The organism is Agrobacterium sp. CFBP 3001, from assembly GCF_027871605.1.
In the GTDB taxonomy this organism is placed as follows: domain Bacteria; phylum Pseudomonadota; class Alphaproteobacteria; order Rhizobiales; family Rhizobiaceae; genus Agrobacterium; species Agrobacterium leguminum.
On sequence record NZ_JAQAHD010000031.1, the window covers coordinates 25,394 to 41,741 of the forward strand.

The 16,348-nt window shown below is 59.3% G+C and carries 14 protein-coding genes; 6 read left to right on the forward strand and 8 right to left on the reverse strand.

Annotated features, from left to right (window positions below; translation table 11 throughout):
• Positions 1-31: 31 nt before the first annotated feature.
• Positions 32-1,363 carry an MFS transporter gene (locus PH605_RS23540; protein ID WP_142846465.1) on the reverse strand — a complete coding sequence of 444 codons (1,332 nt, stop codon included), beginning with the start codon at positions 1,361-1,363 and terminating at the stop codon, positions 32-34.
• A 78-nt stretch (positions 1,364-1,441) separates the two neighbouring features.
• The gene (locus PH605_RS23545; RefSeq protein WP_078051824.1) at positions 1,442-2,218 is read right to left on the reverse strand and encodes an AAA family ATPase; all 777 of its coding nucleotides are present in this window, start codon (positions 2,216-2,218) and stop codon (positions 1,442-1,444) included.
• Between the two features lie 331 nt (positions 2,219-2,549).
• Between PH605_RS23545 and PH605_RS23550 the strand changes: the two genes are divergently transcribed.
• Positions 2,550-3,194, forward strand: a complete 645-nt coding sequence (locus PH605_RS23550) for a hypothetical protein (protein WP_080856593.1) — start codon at positions 2,550-2,552, stop codon at positions 3,192-3,194.
• Positions 3,195-3,238: 44 nt separating this feature from the next.
• Here PH605_RS23550 and PH605_RS23555 read toward each other — a convergent pair whose 3' ends face one another.
• The 6 genes from PH605_RS23555 to PH605_RS23580 form a co-directional block, all read right to left on the reverse strand.
• Complete coding sequence (locus PH605_RS23555; protein ID WP_080857056.1) at positions 3,239-4,282, reverse strand: zinc-dependent alcohol dehydrogenase family protein; 1,044 nt, start codon at positions 4,280-4,282, stop codon at positions 3,239-3,241.
• 95 nt (positions 4,283-4,377) lie between these two features.
• Positions 4,378-5,436, reverse strand: coding sequence for an ABC transporter ATP-binding protein (locus tag PH605_RS23560; protein ID WP_080856592.1), 1,059 nt, complete (start codon positions 5,434-5,436; stop codon positions 4,378-4,380).
• Between the two features lie 12 nt (positions 5,437-5,448).
• Entirely contained in the window at positions 5,449-6,231 is a 783-nt protein-coding gene (locus PH605_RS23565) for an ABC transporter permease (RefSeq protein ID WP_078051828.1), read from the reverse strand.
• On the reverse strand, positions 6,228-7,112 hold the full coding sequence (locus PH605_RS23570; RefSeq protein ID WP_078051829.1) for an ABC transporter permease: 885 nt from the start codon (positions 7,110-7,112) through the stop codon (positions 6,228-6,230). Before PH605_RS23570 ends, PH605_RS23565 begins: the two co-directional genes overlap by 4 nt.
• Positions 7,113-7,211: 99 nt before the next feature.
• Positions 7,212-8,318: an ABC transporter substrate-binding protein gene (locus PH605_RS23575; RefSeq protein WP_065655786.1), complete on the reverse strand. Its 1,107-nt coding sequence runs from the start codon at positions 8,316-8,318 to the stop codon at positions 7,212-7,214.
• 291 nt (positions 8,319-8,609) lie between these two features.
• The gene (locus PH605_RS23580; RefSeq protein WP_003522811.1) at positions 8,610-9,488 is read right to left on the reverse strand and encodes a MurR/RpiR family transcriptional regulator; all 879 of its coding nucleotides are present in this window, start codon (positions 9,486-9,488) and stop codon (positions 8,610-8,612) included.
• A 174-nt stretch (positions 9,489-9,662) separates the two neighbouring features.
• Between PH605_RS23580 and PH605_RS23585 the strand changes: the two genes are divergently transcribed.
• The 5 genes from PH605_RS23585 (at position 9,663) to PH605_RS23605 (ending at position 16,160) form a co-directional block, all read left to right on the forward strand.
• Positions 9,663-10,436, forward strand: coding sequence for an N-formylglutamate amidohydrolase (locus tag PH605_RS23585; RefSeq protein WP_142846467.1), 774 nt, complete (start codon positions 9,663-9,665; stop codon positions 10,434-10,436).
• Between the two features lie 227 nt (positions 10,437-10,663).
• Entirely contained in the window at positions 10,664-12,178 is a 1,515-nt protein-coding gene (locus PH605_RS23590) for an amino acid permease (RefSeq protein WP_142846469.1), read from the forward strand.
• A gap of 65 nt (positions 12,179-12,243) precedes the next feature.
• The gene (locus PH605_RS23595; protein WP_142846470.1) at positions 12,244-13,611 is read left to right on the forward strand and encodes a glutamine synthetase family protein; all 1,368 of its coding nucleotides are present in this window, start codon (positions 12,244-12,246) and stop codon (positions 13,609-13,611) included.
• Between the two features lie 18 nt (positions 13,612-13,629).
• Entirely contained in the window at positions 13,630-15,018 is a 1,389-nt protein-coding gene (locus PH605_RS23600; protein WP_142846472.1) for an aldehyde dehydrogenase family protein, read from the forward strand.
• Positions 15,015-16,160: an iron-containing alcohol dehydrogenase gene (locus PH605_RS23605; RefSeq protein ID WP_078051835.1), complete on the forward strand. Its 1,146-nt coding sequence runs from the start codon at positions 15,015-15,017 to the stop codon at positions 16,158-16,160. Before PH605_RS23600 ends, PH605_RS23605 begins: the two co-directional genes overlap by 4 nt.
• Positions 16,161-16,348: the final 188 nt, after the last annotated feature.

Sequence of the window (16,348 nt, forward strand, 5' to 3'; positions counted from 1 at the left end):
CTTGCCCGCGCTTTTTGCATTCAGTCGGTGTTTAAGACCGTAACGCCGCCAGTTCCTCGATGCCGACATGGCTTTCGACCTCGCTGCCGCGCAGATAGAGGTAAAGGCCAATGCAGAAGGCGAGGACGGCGATGAAGACCAGATACCAGGCATGAGCCATGGGGTTGATGGCAAGCGCCGTGGTCACGCCAATCGGCGTCAGCCCGCCGAAGACGGCATAGGAGACGTTATAGGCAAAGGAGAGGCCGGAGAAGCGGACCGAGGCCGGGAAGGCGCGGACCATGACATAGGGCACCGCGCCTGCCATGCCGACCGAAAGGCCCATGACGCCGTAAAGCACGAACATGGTCTGAAGCGATGTGCCGGCATAGCTGTAGAAGGTGAAGGTAGCGATGCCGAAGAAGATGCTTGCCCCCATAAAGAAGATGCCGGAGCCGAGACGGTCGATCAGCGCGCCGGCGATGATGACGCCGAAGATCAGGAACAGCGTGCCGAAGCTGGTGCCGGCGAGTGCCTGCGTCGGAGTATAACCGTAAAGCTTCTGCAGGAAGGTGGCCGTCATCAGCGTGGTGACGACGATGGCGGCCGAGAGAACCCAGGTCAGCAGGGCGGAAATGACCACGCCGCGCATATGGTGCTTCAATACCAGCCCGAGCGGCAGCTTGTCCGTCAGCGATTTCGACTTTTTCATTTCCATGAAGATCGGCGTTTCTTCCAGCCAGCGGCGCAGATAAACGGCGATGAGGCCGAAAATGCCGCCGAGGAGGAAGGGAATGCGCCAGGCGTAACCGGCCACGTCTTCCGGTGTGAAGAGCGAGTTGATGGCGAAGGCGATCAGCGAACCCAGCATGATGCCGAAGGAAAGGCCCGATGTGAGGAAGCCGCAAGCGAGGCCAACGCGTCGGAAGGGCACATGTTCGGCAACAAAGGTCCAGGCGCCCGGCACTTCACCACCGATGGCCGCGCCCTGCAGCATGCGCAGGATGATGAGCAGGATGGGGGCGGCCACGCCGATGGTGGCATAGGTCGGCATCAGCGCCATACCCAGCGTGGAGAGTGCCATCAGCAGGATGGAGAAAGCGAAGACGCGCTTGCGGCCATAACGGTCGCCATAATGCGCCAGCACGATGCCGCCGAGCGGCCGCACCAGATAACCGGCGGCGAAGATGCCGAAAGTCTGGATCATCACCAGCCAGTCGGGCATTTCTGGCGGGAAGAACAGATGGCCGATGACGGTGGCGAAAAATACGAAGATGATGAAATCGTAAAATTCGAGCGCGCCGCCCAGGGCCGAAAGGCCAAGAGTTTTGTAATCCTGACCGTTAAGAGGCCGGGCTGCCGCCGGTGTGGTGGTGGGAGACATGAGGCTGCTTCTTTTCTAAATTACGTAGTACTTATGGGCATGCGGCAAGAGCGGCACGATTTCAAGCCTTATCGACGCTCAATCACTCAGGTATTTCGAGGGACGATCGAGAAAGCGGCGGAGAAAGCTGATGTTTTCTAGCTCGTCATAGAGGCGCTCGGTGATGCCATCCTCATCGAAGTAATAAATCGTGGCCTCGGGAATCGCCAAAAGCACCGGCGAATGCGTAGCGATAATCAATTGTCCGCCGCTATCGGCGGCGTCGCGGATAAGGGCTGCCAGTTCGAGCTGCTTTTGCGGCGAAAGCGGGCTTTCCGGTTCGTCGAGAAAATAGAGGCCGGCGCCATGCACGCGCTGATGCATGATATCGAGGAAGCCTTCGCCATGCGATCGCCGGTCGAGGCTGTTGTTCCTGACAATCCCGCGAAATGTCTCCGGCGTTTCCTCCGGAAAATACTCGCCGTTTTTTAAAGCCTTTTCCCGCTCCCAGCGAAAATCGTCCAGTGCTTCCTCGTTCTGTCGACGGATATAGCCAAGCACGTCTTCCGCGCGCAGAAACATGCGGATCTTCGGATATTTTTTGCGGGCAAAATAGAAGGCCTTCGCCACGGTTTCGGCATGCTGGAGATAGAGATCACCCTTGACCTGGCCATGATTGCCGATGGCATAGGCCGTCATTCCCGCCGCCAGACCCTCCAGCAGTGTCGATTTTCCCGAGCCGTTATTACCGGCGAAAAAGGTGATCGGCGTCTTGAATTCGAGGCGTTCCAGGTGGCGTAGCGCCGGAACGGAGAAGGGATAGTCGTCTCTTCCGTCCGGGGTCTCTTTCATGGTTACGCTATCGAGAAACAGCATGTCGCGTTCCTTATCTAATCCGTCATGTTCGCCGACGTTGCGCTCTGTCGCATCATCGCGGCGCTATGCTCAAAGCAATTGCGTGTGATTGCGGCTTAACGTGGGGCGCTGTTCGCACCAATGGTTTGGCACTTTGGCGGAGATACGTCATGCCGAATCGTTCGAAGTTCATTTTATTATAAATTAGTACAGTACATTTCTGGTAATAAATCGATCAATATTAGATATATGCAATACTTATCTTAAACTTAGGATATTATCGTAAGTATAAACTTCAAATTAATTCAGCAATGCCAGTTGTTGTCATTCTCGTTGTTGTTGGAGAGAGTGAATGAAGCATGTTGCGCTTTTTTCGGTCGCGTTTCTATTTTCCGCGATATTCGCGAGCGAAGCTGAGGCGCGGAAGTCCCGGTTTTTTGCCATCCCCGGATTCGGCGGCGGCGAGACAATCGATCTCGTTTATGACCTGCCGGATAACGAGGCTTTTCTTCGCGACGGGGAAGCATTTGACATTGGTTATCTCAACAGCGGGGATAGGAGCGGTTATGTGCTGTATCGCGGCGAGCGTTACAGCAGGCTCAGCGATGCGGATATCGCCAGGGTGAAGGCGACGCTCGGTTTTGATCCGACGACAAAAGACCGCATGGAGCGGGCGGCGAGGGCCAGCGACGCGCCCTGGAACCTCGTGATTATCATAGCGGTCGCAATTGTTGGTATCTTTGTGCTTGTGCACAAGGGCATGCAGCTTGTGCGGTGGATTTCGCGACTGGCGACGATCTCCGCAATTGCGGGAAATAAGCGGCAGGAGGAGGAGGACACCCCCGACCCGCTGGAGGTCCGCAAGAAACAGCTGGTAACCCGTCAATGGAGCGATAGCCAGACGGATCACGCGGCGCGTGTCCCGGCAGCATCGCCGGCCCATGCGTCTGCCCGAGGAACCGCTGCGGTCCGCACATTCGGACGCAGGAGCGCCTGAGCGGTGCGAAATCCCTGAACCTCAGGCGGTCTCAGGAGCCTGCACTATTCGAACCGGTCGATGATGCTGATGCCGCTTTCTTGGAAACTGTCCATGGCGGGCAGGGCCGTGATGGCGTCGGAGAGGGTGATGTGGCGGCCGATCAGCTTTTCCGGCGCGAGCCTGCCGCTTTCGATCATCGCCAGCATGTCCTCATAACGCCATGCCTGCATGCCGTGGCTGCCGTAGATCTCCAGCTCATGGGCGATCACCCGGGCCATGGGGATGGCGGGCATGGCGTGATCGGCCAGCATGAGGCCTACCTGCACATGGCGGCCGCGCCGACGCAAGTTGCTGATGGAGTTGCAGCAGGTCTGCGGGTGGCCAAGCGCATCGACAGAGACATGTGCGCCGCCGCCCGTCACCTCGCGAACCGCCTCGGCAACATCGGCAACCGCGCGGCTGTTGATGGTGGCGGTCGCGCCGAGCTGCCGCGCAAGTTCGAGCTTGTCTTCGGCAATATCGATGGCGACGACCTGCGCGCCGAGGCCAGCGCCGATCATGATGGCGGAGAGGCCAACGCCGCCGCAGCCATGGACCGCCAGCCATTCGCCGCCCTTCAGGCGTCCCTGATCGGTCACGGCCCGGAAGGAGGTGGCGAAACGGCAGCCGAGGCCGGCGGCGGTGGCATAAGTCATCGATTCCGGCAGGTGCACCAGATTCTGATCGGCATAGTCGATGGCGACATATTCGGCGAAGGAGCCCCAATGGGTGAAGCCGGGCTGGAACTGCGCCTCGCAGACCTGCTGGTTGCCGGAGCGGCATTCATGGCAATGACCGCAGCCGGAGACGAAGGGCACGGTGACGCGGTCGCCGGTCTTGAAGCGGGTGACGTTTTTGCCGACGGCGGCGACCACGCCTGCGAATTCGTGGCCGGGAACATGCGGCAGGCGGATATCCGGGTCATGCCCCATCCAGCCGTGCCAGTCGCTGCGGCAGAGGCCGGTCGCCTTTACCTCGATGACCACGCCGCCATCGGTCGGTTCCGGATCGGGCAGCGATGCAACAACCGGGGTTTCGCCGAACAGTTCGTAAAAAAGCGCGCGCATCATGGCCTCACATGTTTGGTATGCAGGTTCGAAGTCATACCTGCTCTACCATGTCCCGCAAATGGGCGAAGCGGTTTTACGTCTGGAAAAGCGCTTTAGTCCTTGATGACCATCAGGTCGCCGGCTGCGAATTTCAGCGTCACCTGCTCGCCGACGGCGGGCGGTGCTGTGCCGGGATCGTTGAACATGTCGAAAGACAGGGTCGAGCCGCCGAGATCGAGGCGGGTGCGGATCACGGAGCCGAGGAACTGGCTGGAGGTGACGAGGCCGGAAATGGCGACATCGCCTTTCGCATCGCTGCCGAGCGAACCCGCTTCCGGCCGAAGGGCAAGGGTGATTTTTTCGCCGTTCGCCGCATCGACTGGCTTGTTGAGGGTGATCTGCTGCTCTCCGACACGGATGGTGTTGGATGAGGAATCGACCACAGTGGCGTCGATGAGGTTCAGCGTGCCGACGAAAGAGGCGACGAAGCGGGTCGCGGGCTTGTTGTAGATATCGAAAGGGGAGCCGATCTGGTCGGCGCGGCCGCCATTCATGACGACGATGCGGTCAGAAATCGACAGGGCCTCTTCCTGATCGTGGGTCACGAAAATGGTGGTGATGCCGAGTTTCTGCTGAATCTGGCGGATTTCTTCGCGTAGCGACACGCGAATCTTCGCATCAAGCGCGGAGAGCGGTTCGTCCAGCAAAAGTACTTCCGGCTTCGGCGCGAGCGCGCGGGCAAGCGCCACGCGCTGCTGCTGGCCGCCGGACATCTGGTAGGGGTAACGGTCCGCCAGATGCTCCAGATGGATAAGCTGGAGCATTTCCTTCACGCGGGCGTCGATCTCGGCTTTCGGCTTGCCGGCGACTTTGAGCCCGAAGGCGACGTTTTCATAGACATTCATGTTGGGGAACAGCGCATAGGCCTGAAACACCATGCCGATATTGCGCTGGTTCGGTCTGAGCGCCGTCTGGTCCTTGCCGTTGATGACGATCGATCCGCCACTCGGGGTTTCGAAGCCGGCGATCATGCGCAGCACGGTGGTCTTGCCGCAGCCCGATGGCCCGAGGAAGGAGACGAATTCGCCCTTTTCGATGGCCATGTTGAAATCATGGACGACCTGCACGGAGCCGAAGGATTTCTTGATGTTGCTAAGTGTCAAAAAGCTCATGAAATATTGTCCTCAGGCCTTGGGAGGCGCGCCCTTCTGGTAGCGTGAAACGAGTTGGATCAGACCCAGGCAACCCCAGGTGATGCCGAAGGAAATCACGGCAAGTGCGGCCGGTTCATAGGCGCGGTTGGCGCCGAGCAGCTGCATGTAGGGGCCGAAGGCCGGGCGGTTCAAAAGGGCCGCCATGGTGAATTCACCGATGACGATGGCGAAGGTCAAAAACGCACCGGACAGCACCGCGACCAGAACGTTGGGAAGGATGATGCGCGACAGGATGGTCGTCCAGCCCGCCCCGAGACTTTGGGCTGCTTCCGTCAGCGTCGCCACGTCGATGGTTCTGAGACCGGTATCGACGGCGCGGTACATATAGGGCAAGGCCAGCGTGGCATAACCGAACATCAAAAGCAGGTTGGTGCCGAAGCTCGTGCCGGTCAGTGGCAGCCAGCTCGAGGTGTTGTAAAGCCGGATATAACCGAAGACGATGACGATGGCCGGGATGACCAGCGGCAAGAGCGTGACGAATTCGATATAGGGCCGCAGACCCGGCAGTTTCAGGCGCACCCAATAGGCGGTGGGCACCACCAGCAGAACGCCGAAAACGATGGTAAACAGCGCCATCACCACAGAATAGCTGAAGGTCTCCTGAAAACGCGGATCGGTCAGCACCTTGCCATAGGCGTCGAATGAGTATTCGCCGCGCCGCATTTTCAGCGAGAAGTTGGTCATGCCGATCAGCGGCAGGGCGAAATAGAGCAGGCCGAAAATCAGCGCGCCCCAGGCGAAGAAACGCTTCATTTCAGCCACCTTTCGCTGCGGGCGCGCAGCCAGATATAAAGTGTGTTGGCGACACCGGTAACGACGATCATACCGAAGGCAAGCGCGTAACCGAGATGGGGATCGCCGAGCACGTCGCCGCGTATCTGGGCGAAAAGCAGAATGGGCGCAATGTTAAGCGAAGAGCCGGTCAGCGCTATTGCTGTTGCAACAGCACCGAAAGCATTGGCGAACAGGAGCGCGAATGTGCCAAGCAGTGACGGCAGCAGGATGGGAAATGCGATAAATCGCCAATATTGCGTTCCCGTCGCGCCAAGAACTTCCGCCGCCTCACGCCATTCACGCTTCAACCCATCCAGGGCAGGAGCGATGATCAGTATCATCAGCGGAATTTGGAAGAAGAGATAGGTGATTGTCAGCCCCCAGAAGGAGATGAGGTTGAAGCCCATCAATCTGAGGTCTATCCCCAGCTGGGATTTCAGGAACACCGTCAATATGCCGACCGGGCCGAGCGTGGCGAGAAATGCGAAGGCCAGCGGAACGCCGGCAAATTGCGACGCGACCCCGGAAAAGGTCATCAGCGGCCCGCGCAACGCATTGGGAAGGCCGCCAAGTATGACGGCGGCTGCGACGGAAAAGCCGATCAAACACCCGAGCAATGACGACGCGAGGCTGATTTTTATCGATATCGTAAAAGCGCCCATGATCGCCGGCGTGAAAAGCCCTGCAATATTGGCGAGGGTGAAACTGCCGCTCGGATCCTGAAATGCACCGATGACGATCTTCATCGTCGGCATGATCAGAAACATCGCAACAAATACGACAAATGGCAGCACACCTATCCAGTGAAGCGGCAGCTTTCTGCCCGCGTCGGATGGTCCGCCGGTGTTGGTTGATGGCATGCCTTGTCCCCACACGCCGTTTTAAAACGGTCTATATATTGCGGTTATCACGAAAGAAACACCCCGGCCTTTCTTCAGCCGGGGTGCGTTTTCAACAACTTACTTGACGTTCGCGCCGACTGTCTTGTCCCAGCCACCGGTAACGGCAGCCTTGTTGGCGTCAACTTCCTCGAGCGTCGGGAAGATAGCCTTTTCGTAGGCCGCTGCCGGCGGCAGGCTGTCGATCAGTTCCTGCGGAACCTTGCCGGCCTTGACCATTGCGTTGAAGCGGATCGGGTGGCAATAGCCCTTCAGCCAGCCGAGCTGACCGTCGTCGGAATAGAGATGCTCCATCCAGAGCTTCGCTGCGTTCGGATGCGGTGCATAGGCAGAAATGCCCTGCACGTAAACGCCGGCCAAAACACCCTTTTCAGGCACGACGACTTCTGTCGGCGGGTTGTCGTTCAGCGTCTTTTTCCAGGACAGCGCGTTGTAGTCCCAGGCGATGATGATTGGTGTCGAACCCTGTGCGAGCGTACCGGCCTTGCCGACGGTCGGAACGAAGTTGCCTGCCTTGTTGAGGTCGGCGAAATACTTCAGACCTGCTTCACCGGCTTCCTTGCCGGACTTTGCGCCCTGGCCAAGACCGGCGGCGAGAACGCCGAGAATTGCCTGGTTAGATGTCAGCGGGGGGCCGGCAAGTGCGACCTGACCGGAATATTCCGGCTTCAGCAGGTCGGCCCAGTCCTTCGGCGTGTTCTTCACGAGGTCCTTGTTCACAAAGAACGACATGACGCCGTAATAGTCGCCGTACCAGTAACCTTCCGGATCCTTGACGTTGTCAGGAATTTCGTCCCAGGTCGAGACCTTGTAAGGCTGCAGGAGGCCTTCGGCCTTCATCTGCGGGCCGAAAGCGAGACCGACGTCAACGACGTCAGGAGCCTGCGGGCCCTTGTTGTCCTTGTTCGCCTTGATGGCTTCGACTTCGTCGGCAGAGCCGGCGTCCGGGTTCAGTTCGTTGACGGTGATTTCCGGGTACTTCGCCTTGAAAGCGGCGATGACGTCGCCGTAGCCGCACCAGTCGTGCGGCAGGGCGACGGTGGTCAGCATGCCTTCCTTCTTGGCGGCCGCGATCAGCTCGGCGCTCGGTTCAGCGGCGGCAATTGCGGTGGAGGCGATGACCAGTGCAGTGGTCGTAGCAAGCAGTCGGCGGCAGTGAGAGATCACTTTTTTCTCCTCTTCGTGTTCTCATATTGCGGACGCTGATACGGATTCTCGATGAAGCTAATGTGACGGCTGGATTGCAATTTATTTATCCGGATTCCGTCACTTTACGCCCGTTTTCCGCCATCACCCGGCTTTTTTGCCTGCAATTGCGGGAGATTCCCTCATGATCCGTGGTGGCCAGATACGTTCCCCAGCTTGGTTTCTTATCCTGTTTTATCGTGCTGGTAGCGATGACAGGTATCCAATCAGCGTGCGGCATCCGCGTCAAGCAAGTTGCCCGGCTATGTAGTTTCATGTTCTGTCCGGCCTGCGGAACAGCCGCGTCTGTTCAAACAGGCCTTCAAGCGCGTTCATGCGTTCCCTGGTTTCATCCCAGGTGCCGTTCTGCACCGCTTCGATCAGCGCTTCGACCACGAACAGCGTAACGACCGAGGAATCCCATGCCGAGGGCGCTTCGATCCTGACACGGAAAGTGTGCAGCGCATGGCGCGCCACCGGCGATGTCCATTGATCGGTGAAGAGAATGATCTGCACGCCGTTAGCCTTGGCCACTTCAGCCAGCGTCGTCATGTCGTGCTCGTAGCGGCGAATGTCGAAGATAACCAGTATGTCGCCGGCGCTCATGTTCAGCATATATTGCGGCCAGGCGCTGGAATTCGACGACATCAGCGTCGTCTTCGGCCGGATCACCTGCATGTGGGTGAAGAAATATTCGGCTATCGCGCCGGTGATGCGCCCGCCGACGAAATAGATGCTGCGCTTGCGATCGGAAAGCAGCGCTGCGGCATTGTCGAAGACGGCGGTGTCGAGATCGCTCAGCGTATCGCGCAGATTGCCGGTGATGGCATCGGCGAAGCGGTTGAGAATGTGCAGGCCGGGCGCATTGGTTGCCCAGCGATCATGTTTGGCGATGGGGCCGGAGATCGTCGCTTCCAGTTCCTGGTGCAGATGCGCCTGAAATTCCGGATAGCCCTTGTAGCCGAGCTTCTGCACCATGCGCGCCACCGTCGGCGTCGAAACGCCGGCATTTTCCGCAATGGTGGTGATGCTGCCGAGGCCGGAGACGGGGTAGTTGCCGAGCAGGCTCTCCGCCAGCCGTTTTTCCGAACGGGTCAGTGCGTCGTAATGGGCATGAATGACATCCGACACGGTCGCCGTCGTGCTGCGCAAATTTTTCCCCTTCCGGTCTTCTGCCGGTGCATGGCTAAAATAAACATCTGTGCCAGCTATCGAGTCAATGGGAAAATGAAGAGAAAATTTCAAAATTCCATTTGACACTCGCAATAATGTGAAGAATTCTTTTCGGCGTTGACGGAACGCGGGGGTTCCGGGTGGGGTTCGTGCATGACGCTGCGGTCACGGTTTTTCACAGAAGCAGAAGGGCAGGCCGTCGGTATCGAGAATGCGGCGGCGAAGGGCGACGTCCTTCTCGTCTGCGAACATGCCTCTGCCACCATTCCGCAGAAATTCGGCACATTGGGTCTTTTGCCGGAGGTGCTTTCGAGCCATGCAGCCTGGGATCCGGGCGCTCTGGCCGTTGCCCGGCTGCTTTCGGAAAAACTTGACGCCACGCTCGTCTATCAGCGGTTTTCGCGTCTCGTCTATGATTGCAACCGGCCGCCCGAATCGCCTTCCGCCATGCCGGTGAAAAGCGAGATTTACGATATTCCCGGCAATTTCGATCTCAGCGAAGCGGAGCGGTTCGCCCGCACCTCCGCACTTTATGTGCCGTTTCATGACCGGGTGAGCGAGATCATCGCCGCGCGGCAGGCGGACGGCCGCAACGTGGTGGTGGTGACCATCCACAGTTTCACACCGGTTTATCACGGCCGGTTCCGAAAGGTTGAGATCGGCATCCTGCACGATACCGACAGCCGCCTCGCGGATGCGATGCTGGCGGGTGCCGACGGGTCCTCGCTCACGGTCAATCGCAACGATCCTTACGGCCCAGAAGATGGCGTGACGCATACGCTGCGGCTGCATGCGCTGCCGGATGGGCTTTTGAACGTCATGATCGAGATCCGCAACGATCTCATCACCAATGAAGGAGAGCAGGCGGCAATCGCCGGTTTTCTCCACGAGCTTATGGGGAAGGCGCTCTCATCGATCGATGAGTGAGGGAGCTATGGCCGGCCGATGGTGAAAACACCGGGGCCGGCTGCCAGATGAGACTGCCGCCATTTTTATAAAAGCCGGCCATGCAGCCGGAAAAACACGAAGCGGCAAGGGAACAGCAAGTGCGTGCGGCCAATCGCGGGAGACTCCCGGGTGAAGCCGGAAACTGGGGCACAATCGGCCAATAACGGCTGACTGGCTTGTTTTTTTCTTATTCAGGAGAGAAGGGCATGGACAGTTCATCGTCAGGCGTCAGCTACAAGAAGGCTGATGCATCCTATTTCGAAAAACGCGGACTATCCCGTTATGCGGGCGTGTGGTCGCTCTGGTCGCTCGGCGTCGGCGCGGTTATTTCCGGGCATTTTTCCGGATGGAATTTCGGCTTTTCCACCGGCGGCTGGGGCGGCATGCTGGTGGCGGGCATCATCATCGCCATCATGTATCTCGGGCTGACATTTTCTATCGCGGAAATGAGCCCGGCCTTGCCGCATACCGGTGCGGCCTATTCCTTCGCCCGCACGGCCATGGGTCCATGGGGCGGCTTCATTACCGGGCTTTGCGAGAATGTCGAATATGTGCTGACGCCGGCGGTCGTCGTCACCTTCATCACGGCCTATGTGAACTCCATTCTCGGGCTCGATCCGGCCTATTCACCTTTCGTGTGGATAGCGTTTTACGCGATATTCCTTGCGCTCAATGTCTTCGGGCTCGAGCTTTCCTTCAAGGTGACGCTGGTCATCACGCTGATTTCGCTTGCCGTTCTGGTGTTCTTCTGGATCAGCGCCATCCCGAACATCGATTTTTCGCGTTTCGCACTCAATATCGGTGTCGGACCTGACGGCAAGGCGGTGGAGTTGCCGGAGGGCGGCGGTTCCCTCTTCCCCTTCGGGTTCTCAGGCGTTCTCGCCACGCTGCCTTTCGCGGTCTGGCTGTTCCTCGCCATCGAGCAACTGCCGCTGGCGGCGGAAGAATCGGTCGATCCCAAGCGCGACATGCCGAAGGGCATCATCCTCGGCATGGTCACGCTGATGGTTTCGGCCTTCATGATCGTATTGCTCAACCCGTCCCTGCCGGGCGTCGGCGCCTTCCATCTCAGCTCCTCGCTTGAGCCGCTGCTCGATGGTTTCAAGGCGATCTATGGCGATGGCGGCGTGGTGGTGCTGGGTCTCGTTGCCTTGACCGGCCTGATCGCCAGCTTCCATACGATCCTCTACGCGCAGGGTCGCCAGATCTATTCGCTGTCGCGTGCGGGTTACTTCCCGACCGTGCTGTCGATTACCCATTCCAAGTATCGCACGCCATACGTTGCCAACATCACCGGCGCGATTGTCGGCTTGGCGGTCATGCTCGTCATCTGGTTCGCGCTGGGTGCGGAACAGGGCGGCAGCATCATCGGCAGCGTGCTTTTGAACATGGCCGTCTTCGGTGCGATGTTCTCCTACATCATGCAGGCGATTTCCTTCATTCTGCTCAGGAAGAACCTGCCGCATATCGAGCGGCCGTTCCGCTCGCCTTTCGGCATTCCGGGCGCGGTGCTGACGGTGATTATCGCCATCGTCACGCTGCTTTACCAGATCCAGGATCCGAACTTCACCAAGGGCGTGCTCTGGGTCGCGGTCTGGTTTGCCGTGGCAATCGCCTACTTTGCCTTCATCGGCCGCCACCGCCTCATCCTGTCGCCGGAAGAGGAGTTCGCGCTGGAGCACAAGCAGGCTGCGGTTGCCGCAGCGGCTGCAAAGGCCTGATGCTCAAACGAAACGGGCGGCCGCATCCCGGCCGCCCGGCCACGACAATAAAGGGAACGGACAAAATGACGAGCTACACATTCGACGCGCTTAAAATGGATGTCGCCGAGGGGCGCATCGACACGGTTCTGGCCTGCCTTGTCGACATGCAGGGGCGTCTGATGGGCAAACGGTTTCAGGCGGAGTTCTTCGTTGAAAGCGCCTTCGAGGAAACCCATAGCTGCAATTACGTGCTTGCCACCGACATGGAGATGGAAACCGTTCCGGGTTACAAATCCTCCAGCTGGGAAAAGGGTTATGGCGACTATGTGCTGAAACCCGATCTTTCGACGCTGCGGCGCGTGCCGTGGCTGGAAGGCACGGCGCTGGTGCTGTGCGATGTGCTCGATCATCATACCCATGAGGAAGTGCCGCATTCGCCGCGCGCGCTCTTGAAAAAGCAGGTGGCGCGACTGGAGGCCATGGGGCTGAAGGCCTTCATGGCGACCGAGCTGGAATTTTTCCTGTTCGACCAGACTTTCGACGCGGCGCGCGCCAGCGGCTACAGGGGGCTGAACCTCGCCAGCGGTTACAATGAGGATTACCACATCTTCCAGACGACCAAGGAAGAAGACGTCATGCGGGCGCTGCGCAAGGGCCTGCAGGGCGCGGGAATTCCGGTCGAGAATTCCAAGGGCGAGGCCTCTCCCGGTCAGGCGGAAATCAATGTGCGTTATGCCGAGGCGCTGACCATGGCCGACCGGCACGCCATCATCAAGAACGCCACCAAGGAAATCGCCTGGTCCAAGGGCAAGGCGGTGACTTTCCTCGCCAAGTGGAACTACAATGCCGCCGGCAGTTCTTCACACATCCACCAGTCGCTATGGAGCCTCGACGGCAAGACCCCGGCGTTCCTGGACAAGGACGCCGAGCATGGCATGTCGGAGCTGATGCGGCATTATGTTGCCGGGCTTCTGGCCCATGCCAGCGAGATCACCTATTTCCTCGCGCCCTATATCAATTCCTACAAGCGGTTCATGGCCGGCACTTTTGCGCCGACCAAGGCGATCTGGAGCCTCGACAACCGCACGGCCGGATATCGTCTCTGCGGCGAAGGCACCAAGGGCATCCGCATCGAATGCCGTGTTGGCGGCTCCGATCTCAATCCCTATCTCGCCATGGCGGCTTTGCTTGCGGCAGGCATTGACGGCATCGAAAATAAACTCGAACTTGAGCCCGCTTTTGTCGGCGATGCCTATGGCGGCAAGGACGTGCGCGAGATACCCAAGACCCTGCGTGACGCCACTGCCTTTCTGGATGGATCGAAAATGCTGCGCAACGCCTTTGGCGACGATGTGATCGATCATTACGTCCATGCCGGACGATGGGAGCAGGAAGAATACGACCGCCGCGTGACCGACTGGGAAGTGGCGCGCGGTTTCGAACGAGCCTAATCATTACGGGAAAACATCATGACCATGATCCAGAATATCTCGCCCATCGACGGCTCGGTTTACGCCGAGCGGGAGGCGATGTCGCTGGAGGCGGCGCGTGCCGCCGTTTCGAAAGCGCGCAAGGCGCAAAAGGACTGGGCGCGGCGTCCGCTTGAGGACCGCGTTCAGCTGGTTCTGAAGGGTGTCGCCCGCCTCAACGAAATGGTGGATGAGGTCGTGCCGGAACTTGCCCATATGATGGGTCGTCCGGTGCGTTATGGCGGCGAATTCAAGGGCTTCAATGAACGCTCCAACTATGTCGCCTCCATCGCCGCCGATGCGCTGGCACCCCTCGTCATCGAGGAAAGCGGCAATTTCGAACGCCGCATCGAGCGCGAAGCGCATGGCGTGGTCTTCGTCATCGCGCCGTGGAATTATCCTTACATGACGGCGATCAACACCGTCGCGCCCGCCTTGATGGCCGGCAATACGGTCGTCATCAAACATGCGGCGCAGACGCTACTGGTGGGCGAGCGCATGGTGCGGGCTTTCGTCGAGGCTGGTGTGCCTGACGATGTCTTCATCAACGTCTTCCTCGACCATGGCACGACCTCGGCGCTGATTTCCGAGGGGCTGTTCAATTTCGTCAACTTCACCGGTTCGGTGGAAGGCGGCCGTGCCATCGAACGCGCCGCTGCCGGCACCTTCACCGGTCTCGGGCTTGAACTCGGCGGCAAAGATCCCAGTTACGTGATGGAGGACGCCGATCTCGACGCCGCCGTCGATACGCTGATGGATGGCGCGACCTATAATTCCGGGCAATGCTGCTGCGGCATCGAGCGCATCTACGTCAATGAAAACCTCTATGACGCCTTCGTTGAGAAGTCCGTGGCGTGGGTGTCCAACTACAAGCTCGGCAATCCGCTGGTTGAGGAAACGACGCTCGGGCCGATGGCCAACAAGCGTTTCGCCGAGGTGGTGCGTGCGCAGATCGCGGACGCCGTCGCCAAGGGCGCCAAAGCGCTTGTCGATTCGAAGCTTTTCCCCGCCGATGATGGCGAAAGCGCCTATGTCGCGCCGCAAGTGCTCGTCAATGTCGATCATTCGATGGAGTTCATGACCGAAGAAACCTTCGGCCCGGCGGTCGGGATCATGAAGGTCAAGAACGACGACGAAGCCATCGCGCTGATGAATGACAGCAAATACGGGCTGACCGCCTCGCTCTGGACGCAGGATGCCGCCCGCGCCGGGCGCATCGGCCGCGAGATCGAAACCGGAACCGTGTTCATGAACCGCGCGGACTATCTCGACCCGGCGCTTTGCTGGACCGGTGTGAAGGAAACTGGCCGCGGCGGTTCGCTCTCCGTTCTCGGTTTCCAGAACCTGACCCGTCCGAAATCCTACCATCTGAAGAAAGTCACGAAATGAATATCGTCGCCAACTGGAGCTACCCCACCGCCGTCAAGCTTGGCCGTGGCCGGATCAAGGAACTGGCGGAAGCCTGCAAGACGCTCGGCATCAAAAAGCCGCTGCTTGTCACGGATCGCGGCCTTGCCAATATGGCGATCACCGCGCATGCGCTCGACGTGCTGGAAGAGGCGGGTCTCGGCCGGGCGATCTTTGCTGAGGTCGATCCGAATCCCAACGAGATCAACATGGAAGCCGGCGTGAAGGCCTATCGCGATGGCGGCCATGACGGCGTCGTCGCCTTCGGCGGCGGCTCTGGCCTCGATCTCGGCAAGACCATCGCCTTCATGGCCGGGCAGACGCGCCCGGTCTGGGATTTCGAGGATATCGGTGACTGGTGGACCCGAGCGGACGCTTCAAAGATCGCGCCCATCGTCGCGGTTCCGACGACGGCGGGCACCGGTTCGGAAGTAGGCCGCGCCAGCGTCATCACCAATTCGCAGACCCATGTGAAGAAGATCATCTTCCATCCGAAGCTTCTGCCCGGCGTCGTCATCTGCGATCCGGAACTGACGGTCGGCATGCCGAAGGTCATCACGGCGGGCACGGGCATGGATGCCTTTGCCCATTGCCTCGAAGCCTATTCGTCACCCTTCTATCACCCGATGAGCGCCGGTGTGGCGCTGGAGGGGCTGCGGCTCGTCAAGGAATTCCTGCCGCGCGCCTATAAGGACGGCACGGATATCGAAGCGCGCACCAATATGATGGCGGCGGCGGCGATGGGGGCGGTTGCCTTCCAGAAGGGTCTCGGCGCCATCCATTCGCTCTCGCACCCCATCGGCGCGGTCTACAACACCCATCACGGCATGACCAATGCCGTCGTCATGCCGGCGGTGCTGCGCTTCAACCGTCCAGCCATCGAGGACAAGATTGCCCGCGCGGCCGCCTATCTCGGTATCTCCGGCGGTTTCGACGGCTTCTATGACTATGTGCTGGAGCTTCGCAGGGAACTCGGCGTGCCGGAGAATCTCACCGCCATGGGCATCAAGCCGGATCGTATCGACGAACTGGCGGCGGAAGCGATCAAGGATCCGAGCTGCGGCGGTAATCCGGTGCCGATGACGCTGGAGAATACGAAGAAGTTGTTCGAGGACTGCTTTTGATGAGCGACCTTTATTCGTCAGGTTTGTGAGAGGTTGAGAGGGTGCCGCTTGTTTCTTCTCCCCGCCGGGGAGAAGGTCGCGGCAGCGGGATGAGCGACTGTCTTTGATGTCAAGCGTTTTGCCATGGTTTGTTGTCTCTGATGATGGCGTTGAGCATTGTCAGAAGCTTTCGCATGGTTGCGACGGTA

Excerpts from the sequence above, each read along its gene's own strand:
- PH605_RS23555 (WP_080857056.1), bottom strand. The coding sequence starts at position 4,282 with ATGCGCGCGCTTTTTTACGAACTGTTCGGCGAAACCCCGGTTGTTGCA.
- PH605_RS23545 (WP_078051824.1), bottom strand. The coding sequence starts at position 2,218 with ATGCTGTTTCTCGATAGCGTAACCATGAAAGAGACCCCGGACGGAAGA.
- PH605_RS23585 (WP_142846467.1), top strand. The coding sequence starts at position 9,663 with ATGACGCTGCGGTCACGGTTTTTCACAGAAGCAGAAGGGCAGGCCGTC.
- PH605_RS23570 (WP_078051829.1), bottom strand. The coding sequence starts at position 7,112 with ATGCCATCAACCAACACCGGCGGACCATCCGACGCGGGCAGAAAGCTG.
- PH605_RS23590 (WP_142846469.1), top strand. The coding sequence starts at position 10,664 with ATGGACAGTTCATCGTCAGGCGTCAGCTACAAGAAGGCTGATGCATCC.
- PH605_RS23565 (WP_078051828.1), bottom strand. The coding sequence starts at position 6,231 with ATGAAGCGTTTCTTCGCCTGGGGCGCGCTGATTTTCGGCCTGCTCTAT.
- PH605_RS23605 (WP_078051835.1), top strand. The coding sequence starts at position 15,015 with ATGAATATCGTCGCCAACTGGAGCTACCCCACCGCCGTCAAGCTTGGC.
- PH605_RS23540 (WP_142846465.1), bottom strand. The coding sequence starts at position 1,363 with ATGTCTCCCACCACCACACCGGCGGCAGCCCGGCCTCTTAACGGTCAG.
- PH605_RS23595 (WP_142846470.1), top strand. The coding sequence starts at position 12,244 with ATGACGAGCTACACATTCGACGCGCTTAAAATGGATGTCGCCGAGGGG.
- PH605_RS23560 (WP_080856592.1), bottom strand. The coding sequence starts at position 5,436 with ATGAGCTTTTTGACACTTAGCAACATCAAGAAATCCTTCGGCTCCGTG.
- PH605_RS23550 (WP_080856593.1), top strand. The coding sequence starts at position 2,550 with ATGAAGCATGTTGCGCTTTTTTCGGTCGCGTTTCTATTTTCCGCGATA.
- PH605_RS23600 (WP_142846472.1), top strand. The coding sequence starts at position 13,630 with ATGACCATGATCCAGAATATCTCGCCCATCGACGGCTCGGTTTACGCC.